This window comes from Micromonospora sp. SD12, assembly GCF_052068495.1.
GTDB classification, from domain to species: Bacteria; Actinomycetota; Actinomycetes; order Mycobacteriales; family Micromonosporaceae; genus Micromonospora; species Micromonospora echinofusca.
Genome location: NZ_JBQHDF010000033.1, coordinates 1 through 20296 on the forward strand (window position 1 = coordinate 1; position 20296 = coordinate 20296).

Below are 20296 nucleotides of genomic sequence, written 5' to 3' on the forward strand. Positions count from 1 at the left end.
GCCAGGGCGACCGACAGGGCGTGCACGTGCCGGCCGAGCCCGCCGACCAGGACCGGCGGGTACTCCCAGGAGAGCATGAGGATGCGGCGCGTCTGCGGGGGCGTGCCCGGTCCGGCCGCCGTCGGGATCTGGGGCCGGGAGGTGAGGGTGGGCCGGTGGACCCGACCCGGGGTGGTGGTGGGCTGCTCGACCCGCAGGGTCGTCACATCAATCTCCGTCCATGCATGGTGGAACGCGCCGACGGCGGTGGCGGCGAAACAGTGGTGGGGATGGCCGAAGGGCCGACGGGAGACGCGCGGGCGCGCCCCGCGACAAGCAAAAGGCATCCGGGCCGATCCCGCATCTCGAAAGGGGCCAAGGTGACGGAGGACACCTGAAAGTCCCGGGTCGGGTCAGTCGGGTGGATTCCGGTCATCGACCGATCGGGTGGATTGGCGGCGGAACGTGCGGGGCAATACCCGCGCACGCGCCGCCGGCCCCCGCCGTGTGGTGCGCTCATGGTGCGGTGCGCGCTCATGATCTCGCGAAGGAGCGACATGCAGGTCTGGCCGGGTGAGCGGTACCCCCTCGGGGCCACCTACGACGGGATGGGCACCAACTTCGCCATCTTCTCCGAGGTGGCCGAGCGGGTCGAGCTGTGCCTGTTCGACGAGTGGGACACCGGGGCGGAGCGGCGCGTCGAGCTGCGCGAGGTCGACGCGTACGTCTGGCACGCGTACATCCCCGGCATCGAGCCGGGGCAGCGTTACGGCTACCGGGTGCACGGCCCGTACGACCCGGCGAACGGGCTGCGCTGCAACCCGGCCAAGCTGCTGCTCGACCCGTACGCCAAGGCGGTCGACGGCGACGTGCGGTGGGACCCGGCCGTCTACGACTACGAGCACGGCGACCCGGAGCGGATGAACACGACCGACTCGGCGCCGTTCATGCCGAAGTCGGTGGTGGTGAACCCGTACTTCGACTGGGGCAACGACTCGCCGCCGCGCATCCCCTACCACCACTCGGTGATCTACGAGGCGCACGTGCGCGGCCTGACGATGCGCCACCCGGACATCCCCGAGGAGCTGCGCGGCACGTACGCGGGCCTCGCCTCGCCGCCGATGATCGAATACCTGACGAAGCTCGGCGTGACCGCCGTCGAGCTGATGCCGGTGCACCAGTTCGTGCACGACCACCGGCTGACCGACCTGGGGCTGCGCAACTACTGGGGCTACAACACCATCGGCTTCTTCGCCCCGCACCACGGCTACTCGGCGCTCGGGCACCTCGGCCAGCAGGTGCAGGAGTTCCGCGGCATGGTCAAGGCGCTGCACGCCGCCGGCATCGAGGTCATCCTCGACGTGGTCTACAACCACACCGCCGAGGGCAACCACCTCGGCCCGACGCTGAGCTTCAAGGGCGTCGACAACGCCAGCTACTACCGGCTCAGCGAGGACGACCGCCGCTACTACGTCGACTACACCGGCACCGGCAACAGCCTCAACGTGCGCAGCCCGCACTCGCTGCAACTGATCATGGATTCGTTGCGCTACTGGGTGACCGAGATGCACGTCGACGGGTTCCGCTTCGACCTCGCCGCCACCCTGGCCCGCGAGTTCTACGAGGTCGACCGCCTCTCCACCTTCTTCGAGGTGGTGCAGCAGGACCCCGTGGTCAGCCAGGTCAAGCTGATCGCCGAGCCGTGGGACGTCGGCCCGGGCGGCTACCAGGTGGGCAACTTCCCGCCGGTGTGGACCGAGTGGAACGGCAAGTACCGCGACACCGTGCGCGACTTCTGGCGCGGCGAGCCGGCCACCCTGGCCGAGTTCGCCTCCCGCATCTCCGGGTCCGCCGACCTCTACCAGGACGACGGGCGCCGCCCCTTCCACAGCATCAACTTCGTCACCTGCCACGACGGGTTCACGCTGCGCGACCTGGTGTCGTACAACGACAAGCACAACGAGGCCAACGGCGAGGACAACCGCGACGGCGAGAGCCACAACCGGTCCTGGAACTGCGGCGTCGAGGGCGACACCGACGACGAGGCCGTACGCGCCCTGCGGGCCCGGCAGCGGCGCAACTTCCTGGCCACCCTGGTGCTGTCGCAGGGCGTGCCGATGATCGGCCACGGCGACGAGCTGGGCCGCACCCAGCGCGGCAACAACAACGCCTACTGCCAGGACAGCGAGCTGGCCTGGATCGACTGGGACGACGCCGACACCGAGCTGCTGGAGTTCACCCGCAAGCTGGTCGACTTCCGCCGCCGCCACCAGGTGTTCCGCCGGCGGCGCTTCTTCACCGGCCTGCCGGTGCGCTCCCGGCTGGTCGACGAGCCCCTGCCGGACCTGGCCTGGTACACCCCCGACGGGCGGGAGATGACCGGCGAGGACTGGGGCAACGACTTCGGCCGCTCCGTCGCGCTCTTCGTCAACGGCGAGGGCATCCGCGAGCGCGGCCCGTACGGCCAGCGGCACGTGGACGCCTCCTTCCTGCTCTGCTTCAACGCCCACGACGCGCCGCTGGACTTCACCGTCCCCGGCCCCGAGTTCGGGCAGCGCTGGGAGATGGTGATCAGCACCGCGGAACCGGAACCGGAGAAGACCACGGTGGTCGAGGCGGGGGGCAGCCTCTGCGTACCCGACCGCTGCGTGGTGGTGCTGGAGAGGACGGCCTGACATGTCGAGCACCCCTCGACCCGACGCGCCCCGCGTGGGCGCCACCTACCGGGTGCAGGTGCGCCCCGGGTTCGACCTGGACGCCACCGCCGAGCTGGCCGACTACCTGGCCGGCCTCGGCGTCACCCACCTCTACAGCGCGCCCCTGCTCACCGCCACCCCCGGCTCCGCGCACGGCTACGACGTGGTCGACCACCGCGCCGTCAACCCGGAGCTGGGCGGCGAGGCGGCCCGGCAGCGGCTGCTGCGGGCGCTGCGCGCCGCCGGTCTCGGCCTGGTCGTCGACATTGTGCCCAACCACGTCGGGGTGGCCGTGCCCGCCGCCAACCCCGCCTGGTGGGACGTGCTGCGCCGGGGCCGCGACTCGGCGTACGCGGGCTGGTTCGACGTCGACTGGGACCGGGGCCGGCTGCTGCTGCCGGTGCTCGCCGACTCCCCGGACGCCCTCGACGACCTCAAGCTCGCCGACGGGGAACTGCGCTACCACGAGCACCGCTTCCCGGTCGCCGACGGCACCGGCGACGGCGACCCCCGGCAGGTGCACGACCGGCAGCACTACGAGCTGGTCTCCTGGCGGCGCGGCGACGCCGAGCTGACGTACCGCCGGTTCTTCGCCGTCTCCGACCTGGCCGGGCTGCGGGTGGAGGACCCGGAGGTCTTCGCCGCCACCCACGAGCTGGTGCTGCGGTGGGCGGCGGCCGGCGAGGTCGACGGCATCCGCGTCGACCACCCGGACGGGCTGCGCGACCCGGCCGGCTACCTGGCCCGGCTGCGCGCCGCCGCGCCCGACGCGTGGCTGGTGGTGGAGAAGATCCTGGAGTACGGCGAGGAGCTGCCGGACTGGCCGGTGGACGGCACCACCGGCTACGACGCCCTCGCCGCCGTCTGCGGGCTCTTCGTCGACCCCGACGCCCAGGGCGACTTCACCGCCCTCGACACCCACCTCGTCGGGCGGCACACCTCCTGGCAGGACCTCACCCACGACACCAAGCTCGCCGCCGCCACCCGGCTGCTGGCGACCGAGCTGAACCGCCTCGCCGCGCTCGCCGGTGACGTCGAGCGCGACGCGGCCCGGGCGGGGCTGGCCGAGCTGGCCGCCGCCTTCGCCGTTTACCGGGGCTACCCGCCGCACGGTGCCCGGCACCTGGCCGCCGCCCGCGCCGAGGCCGGCCGCCGCCGCCCCGACCTGACCGCCGCGCTGGACGCGCTCACCCGCCGGCTGCGCGACCCCGACGACGAACTGGCGAAGCGCTTCCCGCAGTTCACCGGCGCGGTCATGGCCAAGGGGGTGGAGGACACCGCCTTCTACCGGTGGAGCCGCTTCGTCGCGCTCAACGAGGTCGGCGGCAGCCCCGCGCACTTCGGCGTGCCGCCGGCCGAGTTCCACCGCTTCGCCGCCGCCCGGCAGGTGCGCTGGCCGGCGAGCATGACCACCCTCTCCACCCACGACACCAAGCGCTCCGAGGACGTCCGGGCCCGCCTCGCCGTACTCAGCGAGCTGCCCGGGCGCTGGGCCGACCTCGTGGGCCGGTGGACGGCCCGCGCGCCGCTGCCCGACCCCGCCTTCGCGCACCTGCTCTGGCAGACCGCCGTGGGCGCCTGGCCGATCGAGCGGGAGCGGCTGCACGCGTACGTCGAGAAGGCCGCCCGCGAGGCGTCGGCCGCCACGAGCTGGGCCGACCCCGACCCGGTCTTCGAGCGGGCCATGCACGACGTGGTCGACGCGATGTACGACGATGCGCAGCTGCACGCCGAGCTGACCGCCTTCGCCGACGAGATCGCCCCCGCCGGCTGGTCGAACTCGCTCGGGCAGAAGCTCGTGCAGCTCGCCATGCCCGGCGTGCCCGACACCTACCAGGGCACCGAGCTGTGGGACAACTCGCTGGTCGACCCCGACAACCGCCGCCCGGTCGACTTCGCCGTACGCCGGGAGCTGCTGGCCCGCCTCGACGCCGGCCCGCCCCCGCCGGTGGACGCGGACGGCGCGGCGAAGCTGCTCGTGGTGTCGCGGACCCTGCGGCTGCGTCGCGACCGCCCGGAGCTGTTCACCGGCTACCGGCCGGTGCCCGCGCACGGGCGTGCCGGGCGGCACGCGCTGGCCTTCGACCGGGGCGGCGCGGTCGCGGTCGCCACCCGGCTGCCGCTCGGGCTGGCCCGCGCCGGCGGCTGGGGCGACACCACCCTGTCACTTCCCGTTCACGAGGTGACCGACCTGTTCACGGGCCGGTCCTACAGTGGCGGGCAGACCCTGCTGGCCGACCTGCTGGCCACCTATCCCGTCGCGCTGCTGGCTCCCACCGCCGAGTCCGTGGAGGCTTCGTCATGACCGAGTTCACGGTGTGGGCGCCGCAGGCCGCCCGCGTCCGGCTGCGCCTGCCGGGCGCGGCCGACCACGAGATGCGCGCCGGCTCCGACGGCTGGTGGCGGGTCGAGGTGCCCGCCGCCGGCCCCGGCACCGACTACGCCTTCCTGCTCGACGACGACGAGCGGGCGCTGCCCGACCCCCGCTCGCCCTGGCAGCCGCACGGCGTGCACGGGCCGAGCCGCCGCTACGACCACGCGGCGTTCGAGTGGACCGACCAGGCCTGGACCGGCCGGCAGCTGCCCGGCGCCGTCCTCTACGAGCTGCATGTCGGCACGTTCACCCCCGAGGGCACCTTCGACGCCGCCATCGGCCGCCTCGACCACCTCGTCGACCTCGGCGTCGACATGATCGAGCTGCTGCCGGTCAACGCCTTCAACGGCGAGCACAACTGGGGCTACGACGGGGTCTGCTGGTATGCCCCGCACCAGCCCTACGGCGGGCCGGACGGCCTGAAACGACTGGTCGACGCCGCCCACGCCAAGGGCCTGGGGGTGATCCTCGACGTCGTCTACAACCATTTCGGGCCCTCCGGGGCCTACGCGCCGATGTTCGCGCCGTACCTCACCGAGCAGAGCAACACCTGGGGCCGCACCGTCAACCTCGACGGCCCGCACTCCGACGGCGTACGCCGCTACATCGTCGACAGCATCCTGATGTGGCTGCGCGACTACCACGTCGACGGCCTGCGGCTCGACGCCGTGCACGCCATGCCCGACTCCCGCGCCACCGGATGGCTGGAGGAGGTGGCGATCGAGGTCGAGGCGCTCTCCACCCACCTGGGCCGGCCGCTGTCGCTGATCGCCGAGTCCGACCTCAACGACCCCACCCTGATCACGCCCCGCGAGGCCGGCGGCTTCGGCCTGCACGCCCAGTGGAACGACGACGCCCACCACGCCCTGCACACCCTGCTCACCGGCGAGCGGCAGGGCTACTACGGCGACTTCGGCTCCCTCGAATGCCTCACCGACGTGCTGACCGGCGGGTTCTTCCACGCCGGCACCTGGTCCAGCTTCCGCAACCGCCACCACGGGCGGCCCGTCGACCGGCAGCGCACGCCGGGCCACCGGTTCGTCGCGTACCTGCAGAACCACGACCAGATCGGCAACCGGGCCACCGGCGACCGGATCTCCGCCACCCTCTCCCCGGGGCTGCTGCGCGTCGGCGCGACGCTGCTGTTCACCGCCCCGTTCACCCCGATGCTCTTCATGGGGGAGGAGTGGGCGGCCAGCACCCCGTGGCAGTTCTTCACCAGCCACCCCGAGCCGGAGCTGGCGACCGCCGTCGCCACCGGCCGCAAGCGGGAGTTCGCCGCACACGGCTGGCCGGAGGGCGACGTGCCGGACCCGCAGGACCCGCAGACCTTCGTCCGCTCCCGGCTCGACTGGGCCGAGCTGGACAAACCCGAACACCGCGAGATGTACGAGTTCCACAAGCGGCTCATCGCGCTGCGCAAGAGCCGGGCCGACCTGACCGATCCTCGGCTGGACCGGGTCGACGTCCGCCCCGGCGACCAGTTCCTGGTGATGCGCCGGGGCGAGACGCTGGTGGCGGCGAACCTGGCCGCCAAGCCGCAGCGGATCACGCTGCCGGGGGTGGCGCGCCGCGTGCTGCTCGCCACCGGCGAGGGGGTCACCGTGATGCGCGACCGCATCGAGCTGCCGGCGGAGACGGCGGCCATCGTGGCGCTCTGAGCGGCGCTCGACGTAGCTTCACCGCCGGCAGTGGTGCCGCTGCCGGCGGCGATCGGCCTGCCCACCGCCGGCGCTGGTCAGCCGGCGTCCAGCACCTCACGCAGCTTGGCCGCGAACTCGGCGGGCTTGCCCGCGTAGCCGAACTCGCCGCCGAGGAAGCCGCCGTGGTGGCTCGGGAACACCACGGCCTCCTGGCCGAGCAGCTCCGCGGTGGCGACGGCCGTACGCGCCGTGTAGGTCCCCACCGTCTCCTCGCCGACCGCGATCACGATCCGGGTCGGCGCCGCCGTGAGCGCCGCCGCGTCGGGCCGGTAGTCGCTGATCGCCCAGGAAGCCTTCGACAGCAGCGGATCGTCGCGGGAGCCGTCGTCCTCGCTCGGCATACCGAACGCCGCCGGGTCGGGCGCGGGCTGGGCGAAGTAGGCGTCGGTGAACTCGCCCTGCCAGGAGACCATCGCCATGAAGGCGGCCATGCCCGCGCCGCCGCCCTTCGTCTGGTACGCCTCGTGGAAGGCCGCCCGCGCCCGCTCGGCCGCCGCCGCGTCGGGAAGCACGGAGTTGATCGGCGGCTCGTGCGCCACCAGCGTGCCGACGTCGCCGGGGTGGGACGCGACCAGCTCCAGCGCGGTCACCGCCCCGCCGCTGCTGGCGAACACGTCGACCGGAGCCGCGCCGAGCGCCTCGATCAGCAGGTGCAGGTCGGCCGCCTGCTGCTGCGGCGTGTGGTCCGTCCGACCGTCGCTGCGGACGCTGCGGCCCAGCCCGCGCGGGTCGTAGGTGACGACCATCCGGTCGGTGAAGTGGGCCGCGAGCGCGCCGAAGCCCTCCGCCGTCATCGGCTGGCCGATCATGAGCAGCGTCCGGTGCTCGCCGGTGGCCGACTGGGGTTCGCGTACGTCGTAGACAAGGTCGACGCCGGGCACGGCGAGTGTGTGGGTCTCCATCGTCGTCATGCCGGCGAGCGTACGACCGGGGGGTGACAGATCGGGCGCCACACGCGGGAGGGGTACCCACCTGCCTCGGGCACCGGCACCGGCGTCAGGATCTGCGGTATGGAGTTCTTCTGCTACCACCGCGACCGGGCCGGCTCCTGGCCCTGCTGACCCCGGACCGGTACGCCGGGATCGAGGTCCACGCGTGCGCGTTCGGCGGGCGACCGTGACTTGTTGGTGCCGGACCCGTTCGGCGGCAGTGCGGCTCATGAAGCTGTGCCAACTTGGTGTGGGGCGGTTGGTCACGGTGCCTCCGATCGCCGGGTAGGAGTACGGTCGATGACCGCAGGGTCGCCGGCTGTAGTGACCGCCGAGGCTGACGTGACGTAGGAGAGCCGCAATGCCCCCACGCGCAAGGACGATCGTCGACCCAAGGTTCGGAGCCGAGCTGCGACGGCTCCGCGAGGCGCGAGGCATGTCGTTGCGGCAACTCGCGGCCAGTGTGAACTATGGCAAGAGCCTCATCCACCAACTGGAGGTGGGACGGACGAAGCCCACGGTGGACATGGTTGTCCGGCTCGACAACGCGCTTCAAGCACACGGCGCCCTGACCGGGCTGGTCGCTGACGCGCCCGATGGTGGTGAGCGCCTGGCGTATGTGACGGCGCATCCACGTCGGGTCGACCACGCTGCGGTGCGAGCGCTCGCCGGTCTGCTCGCGGGTTACCGGCGGCTGGAGGACGCCATCGGTTCCGGGCCGATCATGGCCCCGGTACGCGCCCACCTCGACACCGCTGCCTGTCTGCTCAGGGACGCTCGGCACGACGTGCGGCCGAGTGTGCTCGACATGGCGGCGCAGTGGGCACAGTTCGCGGGTTGGCTGAGCATCGCGCGGGGAGAGGAACGTGCGGCAACGGTGTGGCACGCGAGGGCCTTGGACTGGGCGACCGAGGCCGGCAACAACGATCTCGTCGCGACGGTGCTGTCCTTTCAGGGACACCAGGCGGAGCTGCGCAGCGACCTGCCCGCGATGATCAGATCCTCCCGAGCCGCGCGGCGGGACCAAGCCGTGAACGCGGCGCTGCGGGCTTACTGCGCCGGGCAGGAGGCCAGGGGCCTCGCCATGGCCGGGGCTGGGACCTCCGAAGTGCTCGCTTGCCTGTCGGAAGCGTCGGACGTCTCGGCCCAAGCGGCGGAAGAACCGCTGTCCCCGTGGGGCTACTGGTACACGCCGTCGTTTTTCACCGTGCAGGAGGGCATCGTCTGGCGATACCTCGGCGAGGCTGACAGCCGCGCCAACGACCGGGCGCTGGCGTTGCTGACGGCCGGTGTCGCGGGGGTTAACCAGGAGGCAAGCGGAGCGGACTGGCACGGTCGCAACCTGGTGCATCTCGCCGTGGCGCAGGCGCAGGATGGTGACACGGCGGCGGCCCGTGAGACCTTGGCGACGGCCGACGCCATCGCGACTGCCGCTGCCTCCCGACAACTGTCTAGTGAGGTGGCCGAGGCAGCCCACCGGCTCGACCTGTCCGCGATGCCGTAGCGGACGCGTTTCGCCTGCTCTGCCACCCACCGCCCAGCACACGATGACCGTGGGTGACGGCGACATGGCGGTACTCCGATCCGTCGTCGCGCCCTCGATCGATGGAGGTGCGGATGGGAGTCGACGGTTCGGCGAGCCGGGGCGAGCAGGTCGACGCCGCGGAGCGGGAGGCGGCCAAGCAGCGCCTCCTGGACCAGGCCGAGGCGGAGCGCGTACCGGTGGAGGAGACCACCCGGGCGGTGCCGGACCGGCGGTGGCGGCGTGACCAGCGCTGACGAGCCGATCGGTCGCCGCGTCGCCCGCTGGCGGGCGCGGCGGCGGATGACGCAGCAGATGTTCGCCGACCGGCTCGGCAGGTCGAAGAGCTGGGTGGACAAGACCGAGCGGGGCGTACGGCCGCTCGACCGGTACCCGGTGATCCAGGAGATCGCGCGGGTGCTGCGGGTCGACCCGCTGGTGCTGCTCGGCGAGCACCGCCCGCCGCCGATCGGGACCGGCCCGGTGGACGGGGTCGACGGCATCCGGGCCGCCCTCGCCCGCTACGACGAGCATCGCGCGACGACGTCGGTGGCGGAGACGGGCCGGCACGTCGCGCACGCCTGGCTGACCTACCAGCACGCGCGCTACGCCCAGGTGGTGCGGCTGCTGCCGAGGCTGCTGCACGCCGCGCAGGGCGTGCGGGCGCAGGAGCCGGGGTTGCTGGTGCAGGCGTACCGGATCACCTCGTCGGTGCTGGTGAAGCTCGGCGAGGCCGACCTGGGGTGGCTGGCCGCCGACCGGGCGGTGGGGGTGGCGGGCGGCGATGCGGCGCTGGCGGGGGCGGCGGGCGTGTCGGTCGGTCAGGCGTTGCGCGCGCTGGACCGCGACCGGCTGGCGCTGGTGGCGACGCTGGCCGCCGCCCGACGCGCCGCGCCCGCGTCGGAGGCGGTACACGGGGCGTTGCTGCTCCAGGCCGCGCTGGCCGCCGCCGGCTGCGGCGACGCCCACCGCAGCGAGGAACTGGTCGAGCGGGCCGCCGAGCTGGCCGTGCGGGTCGCCGGGGACGACCCGCACCGGACCGGCTTCGGGCCGGGCGCCGTCGAGGCGGCCCGGGTGGTGGCGGCCCTCGAACGGGGGGACGCGGGGGAGGCGGTGCGCCGGCACGAGCAGGCGGTACGGGGACCGGCGTGGCAGCGACTGCCGGCCGGGTGCCGGGCCGCGTGCCTGGTGGACGCGGCGCGGGCGTACCTCCAGGTCGGCGACCTGTCCGGGGCCGGGCGGGCGCTGGTCGAGGCCGATGCCGTCGCGCCCGCCGAGGTCCGGTGCCGGCCGCTGGCGCGTACGGTCGTCGCGGAGGTCGCCCGGGCCCACCCGGCGCCGGCCGGCGTGGCGCGCCTGGCGACGCTGGTCGGCGTGACCCGCTGACCGGACCGGCACCGGGGCGTGCGGCAAACGACCAGCGTGCCGCCGGCGGTGGCGGGTCAGCCGTTGGTGAGGAGCTCGCGGATCGCGACGAGGCTGGCGCCGTCGCCGACGGCCACCAGCGAGTCACCGGACTGGAGGGTGAAGTCGGGACCCGGCGACGGGATCACGCGACCGTCGCGGACCACCGCGACGATCGACGCGCCGGTGCGGGTCCGCGCGCGCGTGTCACCGAGGTTGCGCCCGAGGTACGGCGAGCGGGCGGGGATCGGCATGCGGACGGTCTCGACGCCCTCCAGCGGCGGGACCAACTCCGTCAGGTTGTCCATGACCAGCGGAAGGCCGAGCAGGTCGGCGATCGTCCGCGCCTCCGTGCTCTCCAGCGTCAACGTGTGCTGGACGGTCTCGGGGTCAGCGGCGTCGTAGAGCACGATGTCGCGTCGGCCGTCGAAGTGCACGATGACGGCGCCTCGCTGGCCCGTCCCCGTGACGAACGAGTACGACTCTCCGACGCCGAACAGCCGGGTCCTCTCCAGGTCCACGTTTCCACCTTCCGAGGGCGACCGCCGTAGTCGGATACCTGGACACCCAGCCTAGTGCTCCGGCCGGGATCGCGACGATGGCGGTGCTGTCCAGCCGGGCGTGGTGGCTGCTCACGGCTTGGCTGTGGTGGCGGCGCCGGCCGTGTAATCGGAGAAGATCTCGCCGAGGACGCGCAGCGCGCTCGCGGCCTGCGCGTCGGCGTCGCCCAGGGCGTGGGCGCAGGTGACGAGCGTCTTCCAGAGGGCCCAGCCGCGCCCCCGCGCCCATGTCGCCTCGTCGACCGACAACCGCTCCCGGAACGCCTGCCGACCGTCGGCGGTCAGCAGTGTCCACGCGATGGCCAGGTCGCAGGCGGGATCGCCGACGCCACTCGTGCCGAAATCGATGACAGCCGCCAGCTCTCCATCGATGAGCAGGAGGTTTCCCTGGGCGACGTCACCGTGGAACCAGCTGTCCACACCGTCCCAGCGGGCGTCGCATGCGCCCTGCCAGATCTCGCGGGCCAGCTCGACGTCGACGTGGCCGTCGAGTGCCGTGAGCGCGCGCTGAGCTTCCCCCTCGTAGGTGCGCAGCGTGCCACCCCGGAACCAGTTGTGCTTGCCGGGGCGGGGACCGTCGGTGGTGTCGACGCTCTGAAGGGCCGCCAGGAACCCGGCCAGGTCGAGCGCGAACCGGACCGGGTCCGCGATGCTGTCCGCGCTCGCCGGCTCGCCGTCGAGCCACGGGTACACCGACCATGGGTAGGGGTAGCCCGCGCCGGGGCCGCCTCTCGCCAGCGGGGTGGGGATGGGCAGCGGGAGCCGGGGAGCGAGCCCCGGAAGCCACCGGTGTTCCTTGTCGACCGCCAGGGCGTACTCGGCTGCGCTGGGCAGACGCACCGACATCCGCGTGCCGAGGTGGAAGGTCCAGTTGTCCCAGCCGCCGTTGGCGACGGGCCGGACCGGGAGGCCGGCCCACTGAGGGAACTGGTCAGCGACGAGCCGACGCACCTGGTCCGCGTCGACGGTGAGGCGTTGGGGTGCGGGGCCGAGGTGCGGGGTGTTGCTCACTGAGACATCCTTGCCCGTCCGACGACGAATAGTGCGCTTGGCGCCACCACCGTAGTCGTCTGAGGCTGACGGGAGGCAATCGCAATTCCCACCTGTCGACAGCAGAGCGCGCCCTCAAATCGAGAGCGCGGATTCGCGGCAATGGGATTTGCGAGGTCAATTTCGAGGCTTCTGTTCGGGGTGGGCACGCTTTGTTTGTCACCGGCGGTGGGCGTTTCCGGTCGCCGGGGAGCCAGTGTCAATTACCTGTCATTCCATTACGTTGCGATCAAAGTAATTCGATCGATAGGTTTCGCTGGTCCTAGTTGGAGTACCCGAAAAAGGGGGCACCTGTTGAGATCAACCCTACGCTGGTCCGCATCGGCCAGCCTGGCGCTCGCGCTGGTACTGACCGTCCCGGCGGTCGCCCAGGCGAAGCCCACCGCGGTCGAGAAGAACGGCAACACCACCACCGTCGCCCGCACCAGTGACGGCCGCGCGATCACCAACGAGAAGATCGCCGAGGAGGTCGCCGCGTTCTGGACGCCGCAGCGGATGGCGAGCGCCGTCGACCTGGACATCGCGAAGTCCGCGAACGCCACCGAGTCGCTGAGCCGGGCGCCGAAGCCCGACGGGCCGGCCGGCTCGGTCGCGCCGGTGCGGCCGAGCGTCGCCAGCGGTGCCGACGTCGGCATCCAGCTCAACGAGTCGGCGGTCGTCGGCAAGGTCTACTTCACCACCCCCAACGGCGGCGGCGCCTCCTGCTCCGCCAGCGCGGTCGCCAGCGGCAAGGCGCGACTGGTCATGACCGCCGGGCACTGCGTGCACCAGGGCGCCGGCGGCCAGTGGTACAGCAACTGGCAGTTCGTGCCGCGCTACCGCGACGGCGCGCGGCCGTTCGGCACCTTCGTGGCCTACCAGCTCACGGCCCGCACCGCGTGGATCAACAGCAGCAGCTACGACGAGGACATGGCCATCGCCATCATGCACAACGGCGGTAACTGGGGCCTGAAGGTCGTCGAGACGGTGGGCGGCCACGGCATGCGCTGGAACTGGGGCTACAACATCTCGCTGATGACCGCGCTGGGCTATCCGTCCAACCTCGGCGGCGGCGAGAGCCAGTACTACTGCCAGAGCGGCACCTGGCACGCAGGTGGCCAGCAGATCCGGATGTGGTGCAACATGACCTACGGCTCCAGCGGCGGTCCCTGGCTTCAGGAATACAACGACCAGAATGGTCTCGGATTCATCAACAGCGTCGTGAGCCACGGCGACAACCCGGGCAACGGCCAATTCGACGGGCCGTACTTCGACGACGACATCAAGAGCCTCTACGACTTCGCGGAGGGTCTCTCCCCGGCGTAAGGGTAGGTGATCGGCAGAGCCCCGGCCGTGCGGCCGGGGCTCTGCGCGCGGGTGCTGCGTCCTCGGCGCACGGTGTGACCGGCGATCCGAGGCGGCGGGTCACTTGAAGCGGATGAACTTCGAGAACTGGTTGTTGGCGGTTCCCACGGACACCGTCCGATGGCTGTACCTGTCGGCAGAGACGTAATTGTACTCGTCGATCTCGAAGGTGCCGTTCGCGTTCACCCTGGTCACGAAGGCGACGTGGCCGTAGGTGCCGCCCAGGCGCACCGCGACGTCACCGGCCCTCGGGCTGTTGTGCACCGGTACGCCGGCGCGTCCGGCGGCCGCCACCCACTCCTTGGCGTTGCCCCACCGCGCCTGGCCCTTGTACTGGTTGTGGAAGGCGACGCCGACGCGGCTGCGCAGCGCCCAGGCCACGAAACTGGTGCACTGCCCCTTGTAGAAGTTCCACGGGTCGATGCCCGACGTCTGCCCCTTGTACGGGTAGTCGTCCCTGGCCGGGTAGCTGGCCCCGGCGGAGATGAGCTGGTGGGAGGCGTTGTTGTTCTTCAGCGTGGAGTTGAGGTTCTTCTTCGCCCCGGCCGCGAAGTCCTGGTACGCGTGCGAGCCGTTGTAGCCGGTGTTGTAGTAGACGCGCACGGTCTTGCCGGTGCGGTTCCACGCCGAGGCGGCGTTGTTCTTGATGCACTGGCCCTTGCCGCTGCCGGCGCCCTTGAACTCGTAGCAGCCCGGCTGCGTCGAGCCGTAGTCGGCCAGCGAGCCGGCGTGGTCGGAGACCGAGCCCGCGTGGTCGCTGTTGAAGTAGTAACAGAACTCGCCGGCGTTGCACGTGCCGTCGCGCGACGCGGCCTGGGCCGGCGCGGCGACCGCCAGGACGCCGAGAGTCGCGCTGAGCACGCTCGCACTGAGGGCGCCGAGGACGCGAGCGGTGACCGTGGGCATGATCACTTCCCTCCTAGGGGTGAGGAGGGACCCACGCTACAAGCCATCGATCGATCGCCATACCCCTCAATCGGGGGCGGGTCCGGCGCTCGCGCCGCGATCCGGGACCGGGAGCGGCGGCCAATCGGGCGGGCGGGTCGCGCGTCAGGGCAGGGGTGCCAGGTGCGCGGCGATGTCGGCGGCGATCCGCTCCGGATGCTCGCCGTTGATGGCGTGCGAGGCTTCGGGGTAGACCTTCACCACGGCGTGCGGCAGGACGCGCCGGGCGTGCGCCGCCCCGGCCGCGGTGTCGTGCATCCGCGACCTGCCGGCGAGCAGGGTGAGGACCGGCACCCGCACGCCGGCGAGCTGTTCGTCGGTGAGTCGTTCGGGAGCGGAGAGCTTGAGCACGTACGACTGCATCCCGGCCTCGATCATCTCGGCGACCGGGACGTCCTCGACCGGCGCCCCGTTCGCCGTCCAACTCGCGAAGTCGTCCCGCCAGGACCGGGGGAACCAGCGCACGCTCGCCGGGATGGAGCGGACGATCGCCGCCGGCGACAGATCGGTGAAGACCAGGACCGGATCCAGCAGGACCACGCTTGCGACCTTCTCCGGCCGGTGCGCCACGAGGTTCATCGCGGTCCAGCCGCCGATGGACAGGCCGAGCAGGTGCAGCCGCTCGTCGGGCAGGCCCCGCAGCAGCTCGTGCAGCCACTGCGCGTGGTCACGGGCGGAGCCGATCGGTCGCTGCTGGACGCTCATGCCCGGCTCGCCGAGCAGGTCCACCGTGTACACGCTCCGCGTGCGCAGCAGCGAGGGCAGGTTGTCGGCCCACACGGGGGAGGGCGCGGCCCGGCCCGGCAGCAGCAGCAGCGGAGCGGCGGGGGAGGAATCGGCGCCGGCGAAGTGGTAGACCCGGACCACCCCGAAGCTGGTCCGCACGTCGAGCGTGCGGTCCGGCTGGGGCAGGTCGGCCATCGCCCGTTCGTAGGCGCGTAGGAAGCGGTCCTGCGCCCGCGCGGAGACGTAGTAGCCGACGGGCGCGGGGTGGTGCAGGGCGACCCCCGCGGCCACCGCCAGGGTGGTGACGAGCGCGACGCCGCCGCCGACGATCCAACGCCGGCGATGCCTGATCCGAGGTACGCGTACTCGCATGGTGCCCACCTTCCGTTGCCGTGGTGGTCGTGGACGTCGCTGTCCACCCCAGGATTCTACCGCTCGGTCAGATTTTCTACCATGCGGTAGAAAATCCGACCGGGTGGTTACCCTTGTCCGTGCCGCGGCTACCCTGGCCGGGCAGGGCCGCCACGACACTCGAGGGACGCCGAATGACGCCGGACGCCGCCACCCGCAAGGACCGGTCGCGCCGGCCGCTGACCATCACCGAGCAGGCCCGTCGCGCCCAGCTCATCCGGGTGACCACCGACCTCGTCGCCCGCCACGGCTACGCCGGCACCTCGCTGGCGCGCATCGCCGAGGCGGCCGGCCTGTCCAAGGCGGCGGTGCTCTACCACTTCCCCTCCAAGGACGCCGTGGTCCAGGCCGCGTACGCGGCGGTGATCGAGGCCCTCACCACCGACGTCGGCGCGGCCGTCGAGCGCGCCCGCGGGGCCGCCGCACTGGAGGCGTACGTCCGCTCGCTCGTCGCCCACCTGCGGGAGCACCCCGAGCACGCCCGCATGATCATCGAAGCCATCACCGAGGAGACCGGCATCACCGACGGGCCGGACGCGCCCAGCCGGCGGCAGAGCGTCGTGGACCTCATCGAGGCGGCGCGCTCGGCCGGGGACTACCGCGAGGACACTGACGCCGAGCTGCTCGCCGTCATGGTCAACGGCGCGATCGACGCCATCGTCGCCGAGCAGCTCGCTCGACCCGGGTTCGACGGCGCCCGCGCCGCCGAGGAACTGATCGCGATCCTGGACCGGGCGTACCGCCGCCGGCCGGAGCCCGACGCGCGCTGACGGGTACGGCGGTGCCCGCCCGCGCCGCAGCGGTGCCGGCGGCGACCGTGCCCGGCGTGCGCGAGGCGGTCGTCGGCGCGGCCCCGGCCGAGGGGCGGAAACAGGGCGGGTAGCGGGCGTCGGGTTGTGGGCCGATTCGGGGTTCGTGGGGCGATTCCCGGGCATAGCGTCAGGCGTGACGGCTTCCCGCCGCCGGGCCCACCCCGGGGCGGGCCAGGACGATCTGACGGTGGTGCGACGTGGACGAGACCGATCCGATGATGCTGGACCAGCGGAACCGACGTGCCCGGGGCACCGGGCTGCCCCGGGCACTGGGCGTGGTCAGCCTCGCCCTCGGCGCGGGCGGGCTGCTGGCCCCGCGCGCGGTGGCCCGGCTGACCGGTGTGGACGACTCACCCATGGCGCGTACGGTCATCCCGGCCGTGGGCGCCCGCGAGCTGGCCCACGCGGCCGGCCTGCTCGCCGGCCGCCGGCCGGTCGGCTGGACGTGGACCCGGGTGGCCGGCGACGCCATGGACCTCACCATGCTCGGCCGGGCCTGGGCGGACCGGTGCGGCGAGCGACGCCGGCGGGTCGCCCTCACCACCGCCGCCATCGCCGGCATCGCCGCCGTGGACCTGTTCGCCGCCGTACGCGCCGGGCGGGCCCAGGCCGCGCGCCGGCGGGTGATCGACATGGAGGTCGCGGTCACCGTCAACCGTTCCCCGGCCGAGGCGTACCGGTTCTGGCGGGACCTGGAGAACCTGCCCCGGTTCATGACCCACCTGGAATGCGTACGCGCCGAGGACCTGCGCCGCTCGCACTGGACCGCGCGCGGACCGGCCGGCCGCCCGGTCGAGTGGGACGCGGAGATCGTCGACGATCAGCCCAACCGGTCGATCGCCTGGCGCTCGCTGCCCGGCACCCGGGTGCCCAACGCCGGCCGGGTGCGGTTCGTGCCCGCCCCGGGCGACCGCGGGACCGAGGTCCGGGTGCGGCTGCGCTACGCCCCGCCGGCCGGCGCGCTGGGTCGGGCGGTGGCGAAGCTGTTCGGCGAGGAGCCCGAGCAGCAGGTCCGCGACGACCTGCGCCGGTTCAAGCAGGTGGTGGAGACCGGCGAGGTGGTCCGCTCCGAGGGCAGCCCCGACGGCATCTCCGTACGCCAGCAGGTCATGCAACGCCCCGCCCAGCCGCTGCCCATCGCCCGCCGCTGACCGCCCGTGACCCGAGAGGACGAACGATGAAGGCCACCGCCTGGATGGGCAAGGACAGCGTCAAGGTCGTCGACGTGCCCGACCCGACCATCATGAACGCCCGCGACGCGATCGTACGGATCACCTCGACCGCGATCTGCGGCTCCGACCTGCACCTCTACCACGGCTACATCCCCGCCATGCGCAAGGGCGACATCCTCGGCCACGAGTTCATGGGGGAGATCGTGGAGGTCGGCCCGCAGGTGCGCAACCTGCGCCCCGGCGACCGGGTGGTCGTGCCGTTCCCCATCGCCTGCGGCCACTGCTCCTCCTGCCAGCGCGGCCTCTTCTCGGTCTGCGAGAACTCCAACCCCAACGCCGGTGTGGCCGAGAAGATCATGGGTCACTCGCCGGCCGGCATCTTCGGCTACTCCCACCTGCTCGGCGGCTACGCCGGCGGCCAGGCCGAGTACGCCCGGGTGCCGTTCGCCGACGTCGGCCCGATCAAGGTGCCCGACGAGGTGCCCGACGACCAGGCGGTGATGCTCGCCGACGTCCTGCCCACGGGCTACATGGGCGCGGAGATGTGCGACATCAAGCCGGGCGACGTGATCGCCGTGTGGGGCGCCGGCCCGGTGGGGCTGCTCGCCGCCGCCAGTGCCCGGATGCTCGGTGCGGAGCGGGTGATCGTCATCGACCGGTACCCGTACCGGCTGCGGCTGGCCGAGGAGCACGCCGGCGCGGAGACCATCAACTACGACGACACCGACGTGCTCGACGCGCTCAACGAGATGACCGCCGGCCGGGGACCGGACGCCTGCATCGACGCCGTCGGTCTGGAGGGGCACCACGGCAACACCGCCGTGTACGCGTACGACCGGGCCAAGCAGGCCGCCCGGGTCGAGACGGAGCGGCCGTTCGCGTTGCGTCAGGCGATCCTCGCGTGCCGCAGCGGCGGCGTCGTCTCGGTGATCGGCGCGTACGGGGGCTTCGTCGACAAGTTCCCGATGGGCGCGTTCATGAACCGCTCGCTGATCATGCGTACGGGTCAGTGTCACGTCCAGCGCTACACGCGTCCGCTGCTCGAGCGCATCCAGCGCGGGGACATCGACCCCAGCTTCATCATCAGCCACCGGATGCCGCTGAAGGACGCCGCCAAGGGATACAAGATCTTCCAGAAGAAGCAGGACGAGTGCAGCAAGGTCGTCCTGAAGGTCTGAGCGGGAGGGCGGGCAGCGCCGGGGCCCGACCCCGGGGGCGGCGGGCCTCGCCGTCCCCGGGACTCGTCAGCGCCGGCTCAGGCCCAGGGGGCCGTCGGATACCAGGGGATGATCTCGCGGCGGGCGAGCAGCCGCACGTCCCAGTAGAGGAACGTGAAGGCGCCGGCGACGATGAACGCGACCGCGGTCAGCACCGCCAGGCGGCTCGGCCGGGCGCTGAACCAGCGTTGCAGGCGGGTGCCGGCGAGCCAGGCCAGTAGCAGGAACAGCACCGCCATGATGACGATGTTGCCGAGGGACTGCAGCGTGAACGCCGCCGCCCCGTAGAGCGGGTTGCCGCTCTCGGCGGCGTCGCGGAACATCTGCCGGAACAACGCGAAGGGCCGGCCGATCAGGAAACCGGCGATCAGCGCGCCCATGAAGACCATCGGGGCGTTGGGGAACCGTCGGGCGATCCGGGCGAACGGATCCGGCACGACGCCCAGCGCGGCCAGACCGAGGTAGATCATGATGAGCCCGATCGCGCCGAAGACCACCATGGACTGGATGCTCCTCGGCGACAACCCGCCGGGGGCGTTGGGCGCGGTGGAGAACTGCGGCATCGAGGTGCCGACCAGGCCGACGACCGCGCCGTAGGCGGCGGACACGGCGACCATGCCCACCGACATCCAGCCCAGCGGCTTCAGCGGCGCGACGATCCGGCTGAACCGGCTGCCCGTCGTGCCGGTCAGCGGGGCCAGCGCGCCGAACGCGGCGATGTTGCAGGCGGTGAACGTGCCCGCGATACCGGAGACGAAGGCGAACAGGATGCCGGCCGCGATGCCCTGGATGGGCGTCTCCTTGGCGTCGTGGCCGAGCAGCGTGTTGGCGACGTTGTCGCCGATGGTGCGGTCCACGAACTCCGCCGACCAGATGACGGTGAGCAGGAACCCGCCGAGGACGCTGAGGAGGATGATCAGCCCTCTCCGCCGGGGGAAGTGCCCGTTGACGAACGCGGACGTCCCGCTCCGCGTGGCGTCGTGGCCGAGCAGCGTGGTGCCAGGCCCGCGCCGGGCGGGCGCGGCGGGCGGCTGGGAGGACCTCTGGGTCTGCGTCACATGCGCTCCTCGTGTGGTGGGGGAGGGAGGGGCCGGCGCAGGGAAACCCGGGCGCCGCGCCGACGCCTGCGGGCCGCGTCGATGACCATCGATCGACGTGTACGCGTCAGCGCGGCCCTCCGGACCCGATCGGCGCCGGTCGATGTCCGCGTTTCATCATGGGGTGGCCGCCGTCGGCCCGGTTCTTCCATCGTGCGCAATCTCCCCGGCCGTCCGCCCCGGTCAAGGCGCCGGTCAACTCCGGAACGGTCCCAGCCGCCGCCCTCCCGCCCGCGCCAAGCCGGCCCGGCCCGGCCCGGCTTGGCCTGCCCTGGCCTTGAGCCACCCCCGCTTTCATGGAGCTTCTTGATCATGGTCTGATGGCCGTGGGGAGGAAGTCGTCCGTGGCAGCACC

The 20296-nt window shown here is 72.4% G+C and carries 17 protein-coding genes; 10 read left to right on the forward strand and 7 right to left on the reverse strand.

The genetic code is table 11. The features are described from left to right. Positions 1 to 206: glycogen/starch synthase (locus ACTMS2_RS29015; protein WP_441178225.1), on the reverse strand; the 206-nt coding region annotated here is incomplete at its 3' end. Between the two features lie 330 nt (positions 207 to 536). Here ACTMS2_RS29015 and glgX point away from each other — a divergent pair. From glgX to treZ, 3 genes are read left to right on the forward strand one after another with little or no spacing between them, the layout of a single operon-like run. After that, positions 537 to 2654: a glycogen debranching protein GlgX gene (gene glgX / locus ACTMS2_RS29020; protein ID WP_441178226.1), complete on the forward strand. Its 2118-nt coding sequence runs from the start codon at positions 537 to 539 to the stop codon at positions 2652 to 2654. A gap of 1 nt (position 2655) precedes the next feature. Continuing rightward, positions 2656 to 4980: a malto-oligosyltrehalose synthase gene (gene treY, locus ACTMS2_RS29025; protein WP_441178227.1), complete on the forward strand. Its 2325-nt coding sequence runs from the start codon at positions 2656 to 2658 to the stop codon at positions 4978 to 4980. Continuing rightward, positions 4977 to 6710, forward strand: coding sequence for a malto-oligosyltrehalose trehalohydrolase (gene treZ / locus ACTMS2_RS29030; protein WP_441178228.1), 1734 nt, complete (start codon positions 4977 to 4979; stop codon positions 6708 to 6710). The genes treY and treZ overlap by 4 nt, the downstream gene beginning before the upstream one ends. 77 nt (positions 6711 to 6787) lie before the next feature. Here treZ and ACTMS2_RS29035 read toward each other — a convergent pair whose 3' ends face one another. Further along, the gene (locus tag ACTMS2_RS29035) at positions 6788 to 7663 is read right to left on the reverse strand and encodes an alpha/beta fold hydrolase (protein WP_441178229.1); all 876 of its coding nucleotides are present in this window, start codon (positions 7661 to 7663) and stop codon (positions 6788 to 6790) included. 379 nt (positions 7664 to 8042) lie between these two features. On the opposite strand from ACTMS2_RS29035, the gene ACTMS2_RS29040 reads away from it, so the two are divergent. From ACTMS2_RS29040 to ACTMS2_RS29050, 3 genes are all read left to right on the forward strand, one after another. Then, complete coding sequence (locus ACTMS2_RS29040; protein ID WP_441178230.1) at positions 8043 to 9185, forward strand: helix-turn-helix domain-containing protein; 1143 nt, start codon at positions 8043 to 8045, stop codon at positions 9183 to 9185. A 113-nt stretch (positions 9186 to 9298) separates the two neighbouring features. After that, entirely contained in the window at positions 9299 to 9460 is a 162-nt protein-coding gene (locus tag ACTMS2_RS29045; protein ID WP_441178231.1) for a hypothetical protein, read from the forward strand. Then, on the forward strand, positions 9447 to 10589 hold the full coding sequence (locus tag ACTMS2_RS29050; protein ID WP_441178232.1) for a helix-turn-helix domain-containing protein: 1143 nt from the start codon (positions 9447 to 9449) through the stop codon (positions 10587 to 10589). Before ACTMS2_RS29045 ends, ACTMS2_RS29050 begins: the two co-directional genes overlap by 14 nt. 56 nt (positions 10590 to 10645) lie before the next feature. On the opposite strand, the gene ACTMS2_RS29055 is transcribed toward ACTMS2_RS29050, so the two are convergent. Both ACTMS2_RS29055 and ACTMS2_RS29060 read right to left on the reverse strand, forming a co-directional pair. After that, a complete protein-coding gene (locus tag ACTMS2_RS29055) occupies positions 10646 to 11128 on the reverse strand; it encodes a cation:proton antiporter regulatory subunit (RefSeq protein WP_441178233.1) in 483 nt (160 codons plus the stop codon). 111 nt (positions 11129 to 11239) lie between these two features. After that, positions 11240 to 12178, reverse strand: a complete 939-nt coding sequence (locus tag ACTMS2_RS29060; protein ID WP_441178234.1) for an aminoglycoside phosphotransferase family protein — start codon at positions 12176 to 12178, stop codon at positions 11240 to 11242. Positions 12179 to 12508: 330 nt separating this feature from the next. Between ACTMS2_RS29060 and ACTMS2_RS29065 the strand changes: the two genes are divergently transcribed. Next, positions 12509 to 13522: a trypsin-like serine peptidase gene (locus ACTMS2_RS29065; RefSeq protein ID WP_441178240.1), complete on the forward strand. Its 1014-nt coding sequence runs from the start codon at positions 12509 to 12511 to the stop codon at positions 13520 to 13522. 99 nt (positions 13523 to 13621) lie between these two features. Here the strand turns inward: ACTMS2_RS29065 and ACTMS2_RS29070 are convergent, their stop codons facing one another. Both ACTMS2_RS29070 and ACTMS2_RS29075 read right to left on the reverse strand, forming a co-directional pair. Continuing rightward, on the reverse strand, positions 13622 to 14467 hold the full coding sequence (locus tag ACTMS2_RS29070) for a CHAP domain-containing protein (protein WP_441178235.1): 846 nt from the start codon (positions 14465 to 14467) through the stop codon (positions 13622 to 13624). Positions 14468 to 14611: 144 nt separating this feature from the next. Then, the gene (locus ACTMS2_RS29075) at positions 14612 to 15604 is read right to left on the reverse strand and encodes an alpha/beta fold hydrolase (RefSeq protein WP_441178236.1); all 993 of its coding nucleotides are present in this window, start codon (positions 15602 to 15604) and stop codon (positions 14612 to 14614) included. Positions 15605 to 15777: 173 nt separating this feature from the next. Here ACTMS2_RS29075 and ACTMS2_RS29080 point away from each other — a divergent pair, with 173 nt between their 5' ends. The 3 genes from ACTMS2_RS29080 (at position 15778) to ACTMS2_RS29090 (ending at position 18805) form a co-directional block, all read left to right on the forward strand. Further along, a complete protein-coding gene (locus ACTMS2_RS29080; RefSeq protein ID WP_441178237.1) occupies positions 15778 to 16413 on the forward strand; it encodes a TetR/AcrR family transcriptional regulator in 636 nt (211 codons plus the stop codon). A 239-nt stretch (positions 16414 to 16652) separates the two neighbouring features. Next, a complete protein-coding gene (locus tag ACTMS2_RS29085; RefSeq protein WP_441178238.1) occupies positions 16653 to 17606 on the forward strand; it encodes an SRPBCC family protein in 954 nt (317 codons plus the stop codon). Between the two features lie 26 nt (positions 17607 to 17632). Next, entirely contained in the window at positions 17633 to 18805 is a 1173-nt protein-coding gene (locus ACTMS2_RS29090; protein WP_089000665.1) for a zinc-dependent alcohol dehydrogenase, read from the forward strand. A 77-nt stretch (positions 18806 to 18882) separates the two neighbouring features. Here the strand turns inward: ACTMS2_RS29090 and ACTMS2_RS29095 are convergent, their stop codons facing one another. Beyond that, positions 18883 to 19902 carry a hypothetical protein gene (locus ACTMS2_RS29095; protein WP_441178239.1) on the reverse strand — a complete coding sequence of 340 codons (1020 nt, stop codon included), beginning with the start codon at positions 19900 to 19902 and terminating at the stop codon, positions 18883 to 18885. Positions 19903 to 20296: the final 394 nt, after the last annotated feature.